Annotated in this window: 14 protein-coding genes, 1 tRNA gene and 1 pseudogene; 10 read left to right on the forward strand and 6 right to left on the reverse strand. The window is 44.9% G+C overall.

All coding sequences use genetic code 11. The features are described from left to right. Window positions 1-83 precede the first annotated feature (83 nt). Window positions 84-172, reverse strand: a tRNA-Ser gene (locus tag CIL02_RS05915). A 672-nt stretch (window positions 173-844) separates the two neighbouring features. On the opposite strand from CIL02_RS05915, the gene CIL02_RS16290 reads away from it, so the two are divergent. From CIL02_RS16290 to CIL02_RS05925, 3 genes are all read left to right on the forward strand, one after another. Continuing rightward, window positions 845-982 (forward strand): hypothetical protein, encoded by a 138-nt coding sequence (locus CIL02_RS16290; RefSeq protein ID WP_170935024.1) that lies wholly within the window; start codon window positions 845-847, stop codon window positions 980-982. A 759-nt stretch (window positions 983-1,741) separates the two neighbouring features. Beyond that, window positions 1,742-2,080, forward strand: a complete 339-nt coding sequence (locus CIL02_RS05920) for a type II toxin-antitoxin system RelE/ParE family toxin (protein ID WP_094399877.1) — start codon at window positions 1,742-1,744, stop codon at window positions 2,078-2,080. A gap of 2 nt (window positions 2,081-2,082) precedes the next feature. After that, a complete protein-coding gene (locus CIL02_RS05925) occupies window positions 2,083-2,412 on the forward strand; it encodes a helix-turn-helix transcriptional regulator (RefSeq protein WP_094399879.1) in 330 nt (109 codons plus the stop codon). A 54-nt stretch (window positions 2,413-2,466) separates the two neighbouring features. Here the strand turns inward: CIL02_RS05925 and CIL02_RS05930 are convergent, their stop codons facing one another. The 4 genes and pseudogenes from CIL02_RS05930 to CIL02_RS05945 all read right to left on the reverse strand — a co-directional run bounded on the left by CIL02_RS05930 (window position 2,467) and on the right by CIL02_RS05945 (window position 6,546). Continuing rightward, the gene (locus tag CIL02_RS05930; RefSeq protein WP_094399881.1) at window positions 2,467-2,979 is read right to left on the reverse strand and encodes a hypothetical protein; all 513 of its coding nucleotides are present in this window, start codon (window positions 2,977-2,979) and stop codon (window positions 2,467-2,469) included. Between the two features lie 14 nt (window positions 2,980-2,993). Then, window positions 2,994-4,039, reverse strand: a pseudogene (locus CIL02_RS05935) (Gfo/Idh/MocA family oxidoreductase). Next, entirely contained in the window at window positions 4,039-5,106 is a 1,068-nt protein-coding gene (locus tag CIL02_RS05940; RefSeq protein ID WP_094399883.1) for a radical SAM protein, read from the reverse strand. Before CIL02_RS05940 ends, CIL02_RS05935 begins: the two are co-directional and overlap by 1 nt. Window positions 5,107-5,181: 75 nt before the next feature. Then, window positions 5,182-6,546: a sigma factor-like helix-turn-helix DNA-binding protein gene (locus CIL02_RS05945; RefSeq protein WP_240513544.1), complete on the reverse strand. Its 1,365-nt coding sequence runs from the start codon at window positions 6,544-6,546 to the stop codon at window positions 5,182-5,184. Between the two features lie 101 nt (window positions 6,547-6,647). Between CIL02_RS05945 and CIL02_RS05950 the strand changes: the two genes are divergently transcribed. The 7 genes from CIL02_RS05950 (at window position 6,648) to CIL02_RS05980 (ending at window position 14,733) form a co-directional block, all read left to right on the forward strand. Then, window positions 6,648-6,839 carry an Abi family protein gene (locus CIL02_RS05950; RefSeq protein WP_240513551.1) on the forward strand — a complete coding sequence of 64 codons (192 nt, stop codon included), beginning with the start codon at window positions 6,648-6,650 and terminating at the stop codon, window positions 6,837-6,839. Window positions 6,840-7,026: 187 nt separating this feature from the next. Further along, entirely contained in the window at window positions 7,027-7,602 is a 576-nt protein-coding gene (locus tag CIL02_RS05955; RefSeq protein WP_094399889.1) for a sigma-70 family RNA polymerase sigma factor, read from the forward strand. Continuing rightward, on the forward strand, window positions 7,599-8,435 hold the full coding sequence (locus CIL02_RS05960; protein ID WP_094399891.1) for a DUF4974 domain-containing protein: 837 nt from the start codon (window positions 7,599-7,601) through the stop codon (window positions 8,433-8,435). The genes CIL02_RS05955 and CIL02_RS05960 overlap by 4 nt, the downstream gene beginning before the upstream one ends. Further along, window positions 8,432-10,990, forward strand: coding sequence for an outer membrane beta-barrel family protein (locus CIL02_RS05965; RefSeq protein WP_094399893.1), 2,559 nt, complete (start codon window positions 8,432-8,434; stop codon window positions 10,988-10,990). The genes CIL02_RS05960 and CIL02_RS05965 overlap by 4 nt, the downstream gene beginning before the upstream one ends. 108 nt (window positions 10,991-11,098) lie before the next feature. After that, on the forward strand, window positions 11,099-13,660 hold the full coding sequence (locus CIL02_RS05970; RefSeq protein ID WP_240513545.1) for a TonB-dependent receptor domain-containing protein: 2,562 nt from the start codon (window positions 11,099-11,101) through the stop codon (window positions 13,658-13,660). 156 nt (window positions 13,661-13,816) lie between these two features. After that, window positions 13,817-14,491 (forward strand): DUF4840 domain-containing protein, encoded by a 675-nt coding sequence (locus CIL02_RS05975; protein WP_170935025.1) that lies wholly within the window; start codon window positions 13,817-13,819, stop codon window positions 14,489-14,491. A 26-nt stretch (window positions 14,492-14,517) separates the two neighbouring features. Then, complete coding sequence (locus CIL02_RS05980; RefSeq protein ID WP_094399898.1) at window positions 14,518-14,733, forward strand: hypothetical protein; 216 nt, start codon at window positions 14,518-14,520, stop codon at window positions 14,731-14,733. A 77-nt stretch (window positions 14,734-14,810) separates the two neighbouring features. Here CIL02_RS05980 and CIL02_RS05985 read toward each other — a convergent pair whose 3' ends face one another. After that, window positions 14,811-15,143 carry a hypothetical protein gene (locus CIL02_RS05985; protein ID WP_094399900.1) on the reverse strand — a complete coding sequence of 111 codons (333 nt, stop codon included), beginning with the start codon at window positions 15,141-15,143 and terminating at the stop codon, window positions 14,811-14,813. Window positions 15,144-15,331 lie beyond the last annotated feature (188 nt).

Genomic DNA, 15,331 nt, shown 5'->3' on the forward strand with positions numbered 1-15,331 from the left:
TTGACAACCGAAAACTTGGCAAGGTAACAAACTGCTAACAAACAAAATTGGGAAGCCACCCCGTGACTTCCCAATTTATTTTGCGGAAGATGAGGGATTCAAACCCCCGATACCCGGAAAAGGGTATACCGGATTTCGAGTCCAGCGCATTCGGTCACTCTGCCAATCTTCCTTTTACGGCTGCAAAAGTAGCAATAATCTCGGAAACCACCAAACTTTTTCAAACATTATTATTGTCTGTACAAGATTTTTATGCCTCTCGCATATCGCATTTAGTGACAAAATGTACATTTATACCTAATATTTTCAAATTCTCTCTTTATTTGTTTCTTTTATACCTATTTTAATAGTAGGAGGTGGGTTCCTGATAGTATTGATTGAAAAACAATATTTCCATAATTTTATACGCTATACGAGTCAATCTGTCTCTAAAAACCGCTTAATTGTAACTTTTAGATAATAAAACCTTAAATTTAGTTGCTATTTGTTTACGGTATTAAAATATATTTCTTAACTTTGCGCCATCATTGAGACTTAAGAGAGTAATTTATGAAAAGAATGTACTTTGACATGTATTCAGGCCAAGCCCTATCAGAGCTTCATCGGTATAGGGCGGTAATGTTTAGCCCGACTGTATTCTGTATTTAACTGTCGTCTGGCTTATGTAAAAGCTGGACGAACATAGGACCTTGGCGCCAGAGGAGACTATAATAGCACAATAGGTCCTTACTATTCCGAAGCACTCGACGCTGACTACAGCTGTACCATCTACGCCTACCTCTACAACCTTGAAAACGTCTTTCTTGGCAGTGGCTACGACTGCATCACATGGAACACGGCCGACATGACAGGCATTGAGAATGTCACAACCACCCTCTCCACCACGTCCGGCGACATCTACGACCTCAGTGGCAGGAAGTTGTCAACAGTATCAGCCGCCAAGGGTATATACATACGCAACGGAAAGAAATACGTGAGATAATACGCCAATACACCATACGGGCAGTACTACCTTCCGAGGTCGTACTGCCCGTTCTCTTTTTATGAGTCATGTTCTGGCTCAGTGGAAATACATAAGAAGGATTCCTAAATGAAAGCGCCTTTACGCTATGCAATGCTTTGCGAGGACAGATGCAAAGCTTTGCGTTGGCAATTGCAAAGCTTTGCGTTGGCGATTGCAAAGCTTTGCGTTGGTGATTGCAAAGCTTTGCGTTGGTGATTGCAAAGCTTTGCGTGATCTTTGTTTCATATTGATTCAAATAGGTAAGGAAAAGAAAGGATGAGGTAACACTTTGTGGCAAAAAGGGGATTTCTTAGGCAGCTTTTATTTTAAAAGCTGGTCCTCACCGCTTTTTTCTGAAAAAATTACGCTAAAATCTGCCGAATAGCTTAAAATGAGCGATTTATGAGTGTTTTACCTCAATGGAGGTAATGATTTAGCAACGGTTCTAATTTCTGCAATGTGCATACGTTTGCTTGTCAAACAACTCTTGTCGGTTGCAAAAGTACAACAAAAACTTCGGCTCGCAAAAATATAGTTTATCTTTTATGATTTATTTTCAGTTATGATTAGATAATTTCAACTGAGTTTACAAATGTACTTCGCAACTTGCCTGTTAGTTCTTGATGCGCAATTATATGTAGCTAAAATGTTAAAAATGTAGCATAAGATGGCTTTTTATCGCTAATGTTTCTTTTTTACGAAACAATATGAGTATCTTTGTCAACCAAAAAGAATAATATGGCACAAAATATCTTCCGACTTGTCTTGACAGACGAGGCACAGGACTTCATTGAGAGTTTACCCGAAACGGTATCTTACAAGATATACTACAACATCAAGCGTATTGCAGGAGGAGAACGCAAAAAGGAACTTTTCAAGAAGTTGGAAAATTCGGAGATATGGGAGTTCCGTACATTATATAATAAGACTGCTTATCGGCTTTTTGCCTTTTGGGATAGGGACAAAGAGACATTGGTGATTGCCACTCACGGTATCATCAAGAAAACTCAAAAGACACCAAGTAAGGAAATTGCGAAAGCAGAAGCAATCAGAAAAGAATATTTCAAAAACAAGTAATTATGGCACAGATGAATCTTACTCCATTGGATGATGTTCTTGACAAGCATTTCGGTAAAATAGGCACTCCAAAACGTGACGCTTTTGAAAGTGATGTGGATGATGCGTTGCATGCTTATCGTTTGGGAGAAGCCATCAAGAAAGCTCGTATTGAACAGAACTTGACCCAAGAACAGTTGGGTGAGCGTATCGGTGTGAAAAGAGCGCAGATTTCTCGCTTGGAAAGAGGTTATAGCATAACCATCCCAACAATGAGAAGAGTTTTCAAGGCTCTTGGTGTTGTAACTGCAACCATAGACTTGGGCATCGCAGGAAAAGTGGCATTGTGGTAAATAGTAATAGCATAAAGTCCTTTCTGTTGGCAAAAACAGAAAGGACTTTGTTGCTTACTTTAACTCTATCTCTATACTTTTGTTGGGCAGAAAAGAGGCTTTTCCTTCATAAAGTGGTTGGGTTGAATCATATTTGCCTGCGAAATCAGAGAGATAGACAGCCAAATGATAACCGTCAGTTGTTAAATTTGACAGCTTAAAACTCACATTGTAGTTGCACATACAATCTGCCTCAATCGTGGAATCCCCCAAAGGAATCAATACTATACGGATTTCTCCGTCTTGTGAATATACTTGCGGTTGAAACCCATTTACCGCACAATTGGCTTGGAGACCTGCCACTTCGAAATGAGCAACACCTTTTGCATCAACAGAAACCGACATCTGTGTAGGCTTTTCTTTTTCTGCTTTATAATATTCAGGACGACTTTCTGTTGCTGAGAAGGAAGAAATACAGCCAGAGTTTACCACATCACTCATTCTTACCTGCTCCATGACATTCTGTTCCGTAGAACAAGCTCCCATTGCCATAGCAGCCATAACTAAAAATACAACTTGTTTAACCATAACTATATCTATTTTTAATTTTGAATTGAACGAATTGACTCAATCAACTTATAAGTATCGATTATTGCTTCTAACGATTGTTCTGGGGAACTCTTTCGTTTCTCTACAGCATCGACAAAACTTTTGATGGTATCAAAGTAGCCTTGTGTAACTATCTGATTATTACGGATAGTTGGCACGAAATTATTTCTGTCGAATAAATTAACATCGACCCTCTTTTGTTGATAGACTTTCTCGATAGGTACGCCCATCAACGTAGATTGCTTACCTTTATATATCAAACTCTCCATCTGCTCCATTTCAAAGATACCAGATGAAGTGTTTACCGTCATGCACTCTTTTGCATCATCCAGGAATAACCAGTTGACAGTTCTAAAACACCTGTAGCTTTTTCGTGTTCGAGTACCAACATAAGTGTATGATGCTCTATCCAGCCAGCAAACTTAACTTCTGCCTTTCCGAATAGAAACGTCACGTAATCCAATGGATGAACGAAAAGATCCAACATCGCATCACCTTCAGGATATGACCCTGTAAGATATTTGAGATTGTAGCTCATTCTTCCCTTGCACTTCTGTAATTTCTTTTTTAGGATACGGATGACGGGGGCATTCCGCTTTTGCAATCCAACAGTTACTTGCGGAAAGCCGGCCGCTTTTCTCATTCCGATTAGTTGCAACAGTTCGTCTTCACTCTGGCATGGAGGCTTTTCTATAAATAGAGCCTTGTCACTCTTGATAACCTCCGAAGCTATCGTGAAATGAGATTTTGGAGAAACCGACACAAACACGCCCTTAATGTCATCATCATGCAAAATATCATCTAAAGATGTTGTCGCACAGACATTGGGATAAGCCGCTTCTATGAACGGTAACTTGTCTTCTGACTTGCAGCAAATATATTTCAATGGAACATGAAGATAGTTCAGAACAGGGTACAGATTATTTGTACTATGGTTACCAATGCCCACAAAAGCATAATTGCCACCATATATCTGCTTCAACTGCCTCATGCTCCTTATCCGCTTATAACGTTCGATGATGTTCTTTATATATTCCATTAGCTATTAATTCGATTTATGTATTCCCTATATGTTTCATTAACGTTGTTTGTCCATTGATATTTTCCGTAAACGACTTGAATAATCTTTTTTGGCAGAAATCTTTCAAGGTTTCGCAGCAATATCAAATCATATTTGCGATGGAAATTGATCCAACAGGCATTGCATTCCTTCGAGTATCTGCATTGCTCCTTATGTGCGAATCTCGAATTGAATATATCATCCAGCGAATGTGTATGGATGTTGCCAAGCTTCACATCGAGATTCTGGCATAGTGGAACATCGCCATTCGAGTGAATCACCAATTCGCTAAAGATACTTTGGCAACGCAATTTGAGATTACCGTTTCGCCATTCTTCATACAAGGCTACAAAATCAAAATTTTCTTCTGTATCATGTATGTTCTGAGGTATATCTTGAATGTAATTTTCAAAATCTACAGAAAGAAGCTCTGCCGTAGTATCAAAGAAATCCATCGTTCCATAAATTCCGATTCTCACGTCAATGTCATATTCCTTTGCCACCTCTATGACATATCTCATATCAGAAAAGGAATTCCAGGGTGACAGGCAGAACATGAGGGAGATAGGAACCTCATCTCTCACCGCTTTCACAACCTCTATTACCTTATCATGCCCATTGCATCCTCTCATGCTCTTGTATGTTTCCTTATCACCATCAAGAGATACATACAAATGAGCAGGATGAAACTTTCTCACGGCATCTATCACTTTTTGGGGATTTAAGCAGTTGGATAGTAATGTATAATTGGGATGGTTCTCCTTAAACCACTCCATTATTACATCTGCCTCAGGATGAAGCAGGAACTCCCCACCTTCCAATCCAACTACCGTATGCTGAGAGATGCATTTACTGCGCATAATTTCCCTGATGTCTTTAAAAGAAAGATGCTCTACTGGTTTTTGCCAAATTGAGCAATGCTTGCAACGAGATTGGCATTTTGTTGTGGAATACAACATTAACGTACTCAGCATCTTGTGCCGAGGACGTAACATATTGTTGAGGTACATAACCCCATTTCGTATATAGTCTTTTGTCTTGTACATGCGTCATAAGAAACTTTTGTGCTTCTATCATTAAAGATACACCAAAAGTTCCAAAGACTGCATGAGGCATTGTTTTTACCATGTGAATCTGATTCCGAATGGAACGGTAATGGTAAATGAATGCTCTGTCCAAATGGTACGAGTAGTACTACCATTAGGTATGTGCCAACTGAATGTTGGTTCCAGATAAACGCCCCAATTATCCGCAAAATTATATTGTAATCCGACACCCGTACCAACAGTCCATTGGAATGGTGGGGTAAAATGCCAGCTATTTGAATATGGGGTCACAGTTCCTGTTACATATTGTTCATCTGTCTTGCCAGATAAAGGTATGTTCAGGATGATACCTGCGGAAGTGTATGCTGTCCACCTGTTTGCGCTCAACCACTTGTATGACAAGCGTAATGGAATACCCAAGTAATGGATTTTCTGTCGCTTTTGTACATAGTAGTCATCCTCACCCAATATGAATTCAGACTTCAGTAGGGAGTATTGAAGACCAGTCTCTACGTTCAAATTTCTATTGATAGTCTTAGTCATGGACAATCCAAATGTGATTGGTTTGTCATGATACTCATGCTCTACGATTTTTCCACCGTTTTTAATGTTGTTGATGTTGTTCGTGTTATTGATGGCAATTTCCATAAGAGCCTTTTCTGCCTCCGACATATTGCCATGCGCATTCTGCTGTAAATACTGAGAATATTCCTCCCAAGTTGAAAACATTTGTGGACCTGAAGGCTGAGGACCATCAGTAATATCTTCTCCCTTATTGCCAACAAGCATCTTATAAGCAGTCTGAGCCAATGCAGAACCCAAAGAGCCCATGGCAAGTAGTTGCCACTTGCTTTCGTAATTTGAAGCCACTTGCTTTGCTATAAATTCTTCTAACTTAGGAACAACCTGTTTCATTGTATCGAGTGATACGGTATCTTTTTCTATTGCTATTACAACATTGATTGCCGAATCAGTCTTTTCATAATCAGTTTCATGATCTGTTTGAATGCCAACAGAATCAACAATAACGTAATCCGGTAATTTCATTTTGCCTGGACTTGCCGTTGCTAATATATTCTTGTCAACCACAGAAGATTGGGTAGTTGGCTGCACAATTTCACGATCAACAGAACGTTTTCCCTTGGCAGCATTATTTATATTGGTTACAGGATGTTGCTCATTTTCCGTACTTCTTTTCCAAAACTTATATATTGGTATGCTGACGAGCAATATGGAAATGACAGCCAGCATTCGCCTGTTTATCATGCTGCGCAACAACACCTTTGCTCTTGTCAATTGTGATGATGAACTGTGTGGCTCAATACCAAGCTTTTCAGCTATTTCTTTATGCGAAAAGCCATCAATGACAGCCATTCTGAACACGTTGCGGTATCCGGAAGGCAGCTTATCGATTAGCTCAAAAAGCTCTTTTTCTTCCAAATTGGAATCTGAAGTATAAGAACTTTCCACATAAAAAAATTGGTTATTCCAACTTAAAGCAGTACCTTTGCTCTCATTAAAACCCGCCAAGCCTCTCCATGATGCTCAAATGTGCGGGTCGTTTTGTTTTATTATGGCACATTATACAAAGACTTCCATTAGGTGTGCTGACAAGGATATACGATAACATCAGGAGCAACCAGATTCGAAAGAAGACAGCACAAGAGTTCTCCCTGGGAGTGCCTGTCTTTAACTCATGGATGACGATTATCACTTTTGCCAGAAACAACTGAAGTCATCACGCTCGCGTATGGAACCGTACGATACAATTATACAAGACGGGCGAGGATGGGAAACAGCACATCCTCGCCCGATTTGATTGAAAAAAAAACGCCCCAACAATAGAAAAATTGAGTTTGAATTGAAAAATAATCGCATTTCTGCTTTACATTTTCTACGTCTGAACTGTATTATAAGTGTATGACACGAAAAGAAATGATGAACGAGCGAGCGCAGAGTGATGTTCGCATCAACTCTGCCGAGCGAGGAGGAATTGGACGGAGTCAAATCGAAAGTCTGTTCAAGACACACTACACGCAGATGTATCATCTGGCACTCACATTGCTCTTCGATGAAGCGGAGAGCAAGGACGTGGTGAGCGATGTGTTCGCCAGTCTGCTTAGCGGTAGCACCATTGTGAGAGCAGACAACGCAAAGGCATTCCTCTTGGCGAGCGTGCGCCATCGCTGTCTGAATATGTTGCAGCACAAACAGGTGCAAGAACGCTTTGCACGCCTGCTTACCGAGGGCACTGATACACCTGTTAGCGACAATCTGGTGGAAGAGCAAATGCGGATGGAAGAACTGATGCGCTACGTGCGGGAAAACCTCTCGTCGTTAGAGCAGCAAATCTTCCGATTGCGCTACCTAAAGGAGATGACCTGCCAGGAAGTGGCCGGAGCGCTGAACGTCAGCCGTCAGACCGTCCACACCCACCTGAAGCAGACTGTGGAGAAAATAAGAAAGTATTTTAATTCAAACTCAAAAGCAATATGATGACCGAAGAACGTTTTCATGAAGACGAGAGCAGAGGCCATGCTCGTATGGACTATGCCGAGGCAAGGAAAAAGTCGCATGAAATGCAACAGCGTATAGAGTGGCTTCTGGAATTGCAAGACCACCCTGAGCAACTGACCGACGAGCAGTTGCAGCAGATACTCGCCGAAGACGAGATGCGTCACCTCGTGCAGCAACTTGGATTTGCCAAGCGTGCCTTCAAGCACGACGCGCTTAAAAACGACACCCCAGATGTGGATGCCGAATGGGAGAAGTTTGCAGCCAGCCATTCAGAAGAACTGACGAACGCAGCAAGGGCAGAGGGCAAGCTTGCTTGCACTATGCCTTGCAAGGAGGAAGAAGACGAAAGTCAGTTGGAAATCCTCGACGAAGGAGAATATAAGCCCCGTCTTCGCGCTTACCTCGCACCTCGCAAGATAGCTGCATCCTTCATCGGTGTACTCCTGGTTTCGGGCATTGCCTTTGCCGCTATCCAAGTTGTGCGAAATATCAGCACGCCCAAACCGCAACAGCCCACAACAGAGAAAACGACAGACATTAATCCAGTCACTTCCCTGCCAGCAGATACGGTTCAGGCCGACACAATTTCCGTTGAGCCATACATCTTCAACAATGTGCCACTCGACTCCATGCTCACAGCCATTGCTACAGCCCACGGTGTCGGCGTGAAGTTTGAGAATGAAGCGGACCGCCACCTTCGTTTCCACTTTGTATGGAAACGTGAAGACAGTCTCTCGCGTGTTGTAGAAAAGTTGAACACCTTCGAGGCCGTGAACATCGGCATGGAAGACAAAACATTGGTAGTAAAATGAGACGTACGCTATATACTCTGACGCTCGTGGCCTGCATCCTCTGCATGCCACTTGGCACCTTCGCCCAGCGTGTCACGCATACATATAATAATGTGACGCTCAGCGAGGCCCTGCTCCAGTTGAACAACGAGCAGACGGAATACGTCGTCAACTTCCTCTACAACGAACTGGAGGACTTCCGCATCACAGCCACCATCAAGAATAAGAAACTGCCCGATGCCATCCAGCAGATGATAGGCTTCTACCCAGTTCGTATGACCGTGAAACCCGATGACCACGAAATCTATGTGGAGTGTACCCACAAGACAGATCGCCACTTGACGGGAACCATCATTGATGAACAGGGCCAGCCTGTGGCCTACGCCAACATTGCCATCCTCAATCCTGCCGACTCCACGCTGCTTAGCGGTGGTGTCAGCAACGAAAGCGGTTACTTTGCTATTCCCTACGAACAGCCCACCGTGATCGCCCGTATCTCCTACGTCGGTTACAAGACCGTCTACAGACTCTGCGATAAGGCCGAGGTGGGGACAATTCGGATGCAGCCAGATAACTATACATTAAAAGGAGTTACCGTGAAAAGTCATAGGCTGCTATATACTTCAACAGTCAGGGGCCTGCAGGTCTCGATTCAAGGCACTCCTTTGGAGCAATTCGGTTCTGCCAACGAAATGCTCACCCATCTGCCCTTGATGATGAGCAACGGCGAGATAGCAGGTCATGGAAAGCCCGAAATCTACATCAACAACAAGAAAGTGAGAGGAGAGGACGAATTAGAGCGTCTGCGAGCAGATGAGGTCAAGTCGGTAGATATTATCACACAGCCAGGAACTGAATATGACGCCGCTGTCTCGTCGGTAATCCGCATCAAGACTGTCCGTCGCACAGGCGAAGGCTGGAGCGGCAACTTCTCTGGTGCTTACCGACAAGGGTACGAACATTATGAGAGTGCCAATGCTGCCCTGAACTATCGCCTACGGAACGGTATGGACTTCTTCGTTCGAGGTTACCTGACAGACAACAACACACAGACGGTAAAAACAACAGACGAACAATTGCAGGCATCGTCCATTTGGAACCATCGAAAAGAAGAGGAATACAAGTATCAGATGAAATACTATTTTGCCGACCTCGGATGGAACTGGGAAATCAACGACCACCATTCCATTGGCTTTACCTATACGGCCAACAACTATATCGGCGACCGAAAGTATATCTGCGCCAATGACATGCAAACCATGCAGGACGGTATGATGTGGGACGAAGGGCATAGTACGACAACGACGCTGACTAAGCCTAAGTTAAAGCATAGTATCAATGCCTATTATATCGGAGAAATCGGGAAGTGGAAGGTGGATTTCAGTGCAGACTATTACAATGCCCATTCCCAAAACGAGATGAGCGGAGGCACAGAGGGCGAGACACCCGTTAGCAGCAGTACGGCCACGAAGAACCAACTGATTGCCGAGAAACTGGTCATCACAGCCCCTGTTCCCATTGGCAAGCTAACCTTTGGAGAGGAGGCATCCACCGTTGACCGCACCAGCGACTTCACCCAAAGCGGCTTCTCTGCCGACAACCACATCCGACAGCAAACTGCTATCTGGAGCGTTTTTGCCAATTACTCGCTAAAAGTGGGGAGCCTCTCCGTCAATGCAGGGCTGCGCTGGCAGAATGAGCACAACCGTTACGAACTTGACGGTGTGCGCAACGACGAGATGAGTCCTAACTACCACGTGTTGATACCCCGGTTGTCCATCAGTTATCAGCACTCACTTTGGACCCATTCGCTCTCCTACCAGTGTACACGAAACAACCCGCCATATTCCATCCTGTCATCGGCAGTCACCTATACCAGTAAGTATGAATACAATAGTGGCAACCCTTTCCTTCAGCCCCAAACCAACCATCGTGTTGAGTGGAAATCGCAGTGGAAGTGGATATACGCCGAAGCCATTTACGGGTATCAGGAAAATGTATATCACTCTATACGTTCTACCTACGACGATGTCAACCATCCTGGTGCGATTCTAACCGACTTCCGCACCGTTCCAAAGACACAGTACTACATGATAGTTCTCAACGCCACACCCAAAATCGGCATCTGGCAGATGAACTATTCAGCAGAGTTCGCTGTGCAAGACCATGATTACGGGGAGTTGGGCATTGCCCACAACTGGCACGGACTGATGACTGACTTCACGTTCGACAACACTTTTACCCTGCCTCACGCATGGATGCTGAATGTAACGGGAAGCATCACGCCCTATCAGAAGTCAGCCTATTGGATAAACAAGACAACTGGAAGTCTCGACCTCCGCCTTAGCAAACAATTCCTGCGGGACAAAAGCCTCAATGTAGCCCTCGTCGCCAGTGACATCTTGCGCACTAAATACGACGAAGGAACGGCATATGGCGGTATAGGGTACAGAAATATCTTTCGTCTTTATCGCGATGCCCGTCGAATTGGGTTCAATGTATCTTGGCGGTTCAATGCCACGAAGAGCAGATACAAGGGTAGCCATGCAGGACAAAGTGAACGTAACCGACTATAACTCTCTCTCGTTTCGATGGGCAGTCGTCGGCCTTGTGCTGACGCTGCCCCATCCATAACTGCAAATGTCAGACAAATATCAGGGAGAAGACAAAACATTGGTAGTAAAATGAGACATACGCTATATACTCTGACGCTCGTGGCCTGCATCCTCTGCATGCCACTTGGCACCTTCGCCCAGCGTGTCACGCATACATATAATAATGTGTCGCTCAGCAAGGCCCTGCTCCAGTTGAACAACGAGCAGACGGAATACATCGTCAACTTCCTCTACAACGAGCTGGAGGACTTCCGCATCACAGCCACCATCAAGAACAAGCGTCTGCCCGATGCCATCCAGCAGATGATAGGCTTCTATCCCGTCCGCATGACAGTGAAACCCGACGACCGAGAAATCTATGTGGAGTGTACCCACAAGACCGACCGCCACCTGAAGGGCACCATCATCGACGAACAAGGATTGCCGTTGGCATACGCTAATGTTGCCATTCTAAACCTTGCCGACAGCACCCTCCTTGGCGGTGGCGTTTCGAATGAAAGTGGCTACTTCGCTATTCCATACGAACAAGATAAAGTTCTTGCCCGCATTTCATACGTCGGTTACAAGACCATATTCAAGATATGTAACCAGCCCGAAGTAGGTACTATTCGCTTACAGCCAGACAACTACACTTTGAATGCCGTGACCGTGAAGGGCTACAAGCCAACAATGAAGATGACCAATGGTGGCATGGAAGTTGCAATCGAAAACACTATCCTTGCTAAAATGGGAACGGCATTTGATGTGCTCAGCCAACTGCCGCGTGTGTCAGTGAACAATGATGCCGTCACCGTATTTGGCAAGGGTGCACCGCTCATCTATATCAACAACAAGCGCATGACGAACAGTCAGGAACTGCGCGAATTGAAATCGGAAGACATTAAGTCAATAGAAGTCATCACTAACCCTGGAGCGGAATACGATGCCGAGGTGGAGGCTGTCATCCGTATTAAGACGAAGCGCCGTCAATCAAGCGGATTCAGCATACGTAACGATGCATACGGTTCATACAACAAATGGATGTCGGGCTTCGACCAACTGACCTTGAAATATCAGACGAAGAAATTTGAGTTTATCAACAGTACGTATGTTGATGCGGATAAAAGCGGTGAGGACAATCAACTTGATATAAATCTTTATACTGACGAGAATAAAATTCACATCAGCCAGAAAATCCCTGTTGAGATGAGCAGTACGGCTCTATCGGAATATTTTGCCTCCGATTATTACGTTAATGACAGCAACTCCATTGGGGCTTCGTATCGGTATTACGGAAGCTTGCATGGCCGCTTAAAGGGCAGCAGTCATCAGACCATTCTGCGAAACAACCAGCCGGAAGGCATCGTGGATATGACGGAAGTTGTTGAGAGTGACTACCAGCGGCACACGGCCAATATCTACTATGTGGGAAAGATGGGCAAACTTGGGATTGATTTCAACGGCTCATATTTCAACTACCGCAGTGGAAGAGATGATGAAGCAGTTGAAACAAGTATCGAACTGGGCAGTCGCAACGTTCACTCCGACAGCCGTCAGCATAGCCAGGTCTATGCAGCCAAACTGATGTTCGACTATCCGCTGCTGGGTGGTAAACTGTCATTTGGAACTGAAATGTCAAAAACCAAGTCTCATGGCCTGTTTCGTAATCTGGAGCAGTACGTACCCTCTTCTGAGACGGATATTCACGAGCGTAATTTATCCGGGGTTGCCCAGTACGCCCAGTCGCTGAAGCGTTGGAGCATAGGGGTAGGCATCCGCTACGAAAATGTCGTCCGAGATTATTTCTCAGAGGGCGTAAGACAGAACGATGTCAGCCGACGTTATAACAACGTATTTCCCAATCTCTCGCTTTCATGGCAACGGGGCGAGTGGAGCCTGCAACTTAATGCCACCGAAAAGATGCACCGCCCCAGCTATAGAAGCCTGAGCAACTATATGCAGTATGACAATCGTTACCTGTACGAAGGGGGTAATCCGTCGCTGCTGCCAGAACGTGTTTATAATACAGAGGCTAGCCTTATCTACAAGTGGGTGTACGCCTCCCTCGGACATAAGTATGTGAAGGACGAAATGGTGTGGACCAATTCGCTGCTCGGACAACAGGAGATTGCCTATACTACCAACAGAAATTTCGACCACCAGCAGATGCTCTTTGCCTCCATCTCACTCTCACCGCGATTCGGCAAGTACCAGCCAATGGTAGAGGTGAACTACCAGCAGCAGTTCTTCGACACGCAGGGCTATGGTTCACGCGAAGCCCTCAGCAAACCAGGCTTTGGTTTCAGATTCAATAACCGCTGCGCGTTCACCGAATCATTGATGGCCACCCTGTCCTTGCAAGGCGTTACTCGCCAGTACGGCGGTTTCCGTATGAAGCGTGAAGGGCTTCTCGTCGACTTTACCCTGCGCAAATCATTTGCAAAAGACACGTGGGTAGTCTATCTTATGGCTTCTGACATCTTCAAGACTTGGCGTGAACGCTGGACGATGTATGGTCAGGGGGCAGAGAGTTCAAAGGACTGCTACAACTATACTCGCAGCATTTCACTACAAGTAACCTACAACTTCAACGCTAAACGAAGTAAGTACAAGGGCACTGGTGCAGGTAATGACGAAAAGAACCGACTATAAATCTCCCTCGTTTTGATGGGCAGTCGTCGGCCTTGTGCTAACGCTGCCATTCCTCTTTTTAAGAACAGATAACGCCCAGTGGTGTAATATTGTCTGACTTCTAGCGTTTATTATAGTAGAACATTACAGAACATATAATCATATTCAATGAAAACAATGAAGATTTGGAGACTCGCCTTTGCGATGCTTGCTGCCTTCTCCATCGCCTCTTGCAGCAGCGATGACCATTGGGAGAAACGGCTGACGAACGAGCAAAAGGAAACCTACGCGCAAAATATTTCCGGCGAATATCCCGGTCAGTATATCATTATTTACAAAAACAAGGATTGCAAAGAATGGATAAACGAGGAAGGACGGCGCGTAACGGAAGCCCACAGCGAAACCTTCAACGGCGTACAGGTTGATGTGTCCAACAATAAGATGCTGCACGTATTCTTTCAAGACTTCCCAGTGTCTCTGATTACAAAGGTCGTGGATGCGGACGAAGAGTTGAGCCATGCACTTGCCGAGGCTTCTCCGCAGGCCATCACCGCCCGCTACGGCTTCGACTACGATACGGACTATTCGCACATCAAATGGGCCTTCATCCCCAACGTCATGCTGCTACAGTTGAACTATAGCGGTGCAGAACACCACATCCGCGTGGAGTTTGACAACAACAGCCAGTATTACACGTTTACTGAGGACGAACTGAAACAGCCGAGAGCATTCCGCCCTCTTGCCGAAAACGGCATAGTCCTCCAACTGAAATCCATCTACGACGGCCCGACGCTTATCCAACAATTTGGCTCAGAGGGCAACTATATGCACATCATCTTTAAGGCCGAATAAAAAGCATATAAAAATTTATAAAGCAAATGAGAACAACGAAGATTTGGATACTCGCCTATGCGATGCTTGCTGCCCTCTCCCTTGCCTCTTGCCGCCAATCTGCACAAAAGACAGAAATGGAACGACAAGCAAGCAGCACAGAAGTTTCGGCCAACGCCGACACGCTGCACTACGGCCTTGTTCTCTGCAATGTTTATAAGCGCGGAATACAAAAGGTGGAGTTTACGATCAAGAAGAAGTAAAACAAACGTATGCAGGGGGAGTTGTCATTATGTGATACTCCCCCTGCTTGTATCTACTCTACGAGGAATTATCTTAGTCACCTTGACATCCCTTGCTGGAACTTCTGTATTCGTCCATCGTATCTGCCATCGGCAATGTCGTGGTCTTCATGGTCGGCACGTCTGAGCTCGTTGGCATTGCGCTCGGCTTTGCCGCTTCGCTCGTCGAAGAACCTGCCCAAGGTGCTTGCCAGCCAGACAAAACGCTCCGCTTCCTGCTTCAAGGTGGCACTGGCAAGTTCGGCAAACATCTTCAGGTATTGCTTGATGGCGTATGACTCATTGTCCCAGAAGATGTCACCATGCTTGCCGCCACGACCTCCGAAACCTGAATAGGCATAGTCCTGAATGGCTTTGATGCAAAACAGCAAGCCCTCCTCAATGCGGTAGATATAGGAAGACTTTGCCTTTCCTTTGCCTTTCCTTTGCCTTTGGTTCAGCCGGCGACCTTTGGTTTAGAGCGTTGTTATTGATATTTGCACATCAAACTGTACACCCTACAAAACAGATGAAAATATCAATTCTATTTCTACTCTTTGCAGTACTCTCTGTGGCAAAC

The sequence above is a fragment of the Prevotella sp. P3-122 genome (assembly GCF_002251365.1).
GTDB lineage: Bacteria > Bacteroidota > Bacteroidia > Bacteroidales > Bacteroidaceae > Prevotella.

Bases quoted from the DNA above. Each gene is read 5' to 3' on its own strand.
- CIL02_RS05965 (WP_094399893.1), top strand. From the start codon at position 8,432: ATGAGACGTACGCTATATACTCTGACGCTCGTGGCCTGCATCCTCTGC.
- CIL02_RS05980 (WP_094399898.1), top strand. From the start codon at position 14,518: ATGAGAACAACGAAGATTTGGATACTCGCCTATGCGATGCTTGCTGCC.
- CIL02_RS05970 (WP_240513545.1), top strand. From the start codon at position 11,099: ATGAGACATACGCTATATACTCTGACGCTCGTGGCCTGCATCCTCTGC.
- CIL02_RS16290 (WP_170935024.1), top strand. From the start codon at position 845: ATGACAGGCATTGAGAATGTCACAACCACCCTCTCCACCACGTCCGGC.
- CIL02_RS05950 (WP_240513551.1), top strand. From the start codon at position 6,648: ATGCTCAAATGTGCGGGTCGTTTTGTTTTATTATGGCACATTATACAA.
- CIL02_RS05925 (WP_094399879.1), top strand. From the start codon at position 2,083: ATGGCACAGATGAATCTTACTCCATTGGATGATGTTCTTGACAAGCAT.
- CIL02_RS05975 (WP_170935025.1), top strand. From the start codon at position 13,817: ATGAAGATTTGGAGACTCGCCTTTGCGATGCTTGCTGCCTTCTCCATC.
- CIL02_RS05930 (WP_094399881.1), bottom strand. From the start codon at position 2,979: ATGGTTAAACAAGTTGTATTTTTAGTTATGGCTGCTATGGCAATGGGA.
- CIL02_RS05920 (WP_094399877.1), top strand. From the start codon at position 1,742: ATGGCACAAAATATCTTCCGACTTGTCTTGACAGACGAGGCACAGGAC.
- CIL02_RS05960 (WP_094399891.1), top strand. From the start codon at position 7,599: ATGATGACCGAAGAACGTTTTCATGAAGACGAGAGCAGAGGCCATGCT.
- CIL02_RS05955 (WP_094399889.1), top strand. From the start codon at position 7,027: ATGACACGAAAAGAAATGATGAACGAGCGAGCGCAGAGTGATGTTCGC.
- CIL02_RS05940 (WP_094399883.1), bottom strand. From the start codon at position 5,106: ATGTACAAGACAAAAGACTATATACGAAATGGGGTTATGTACCTCAAC.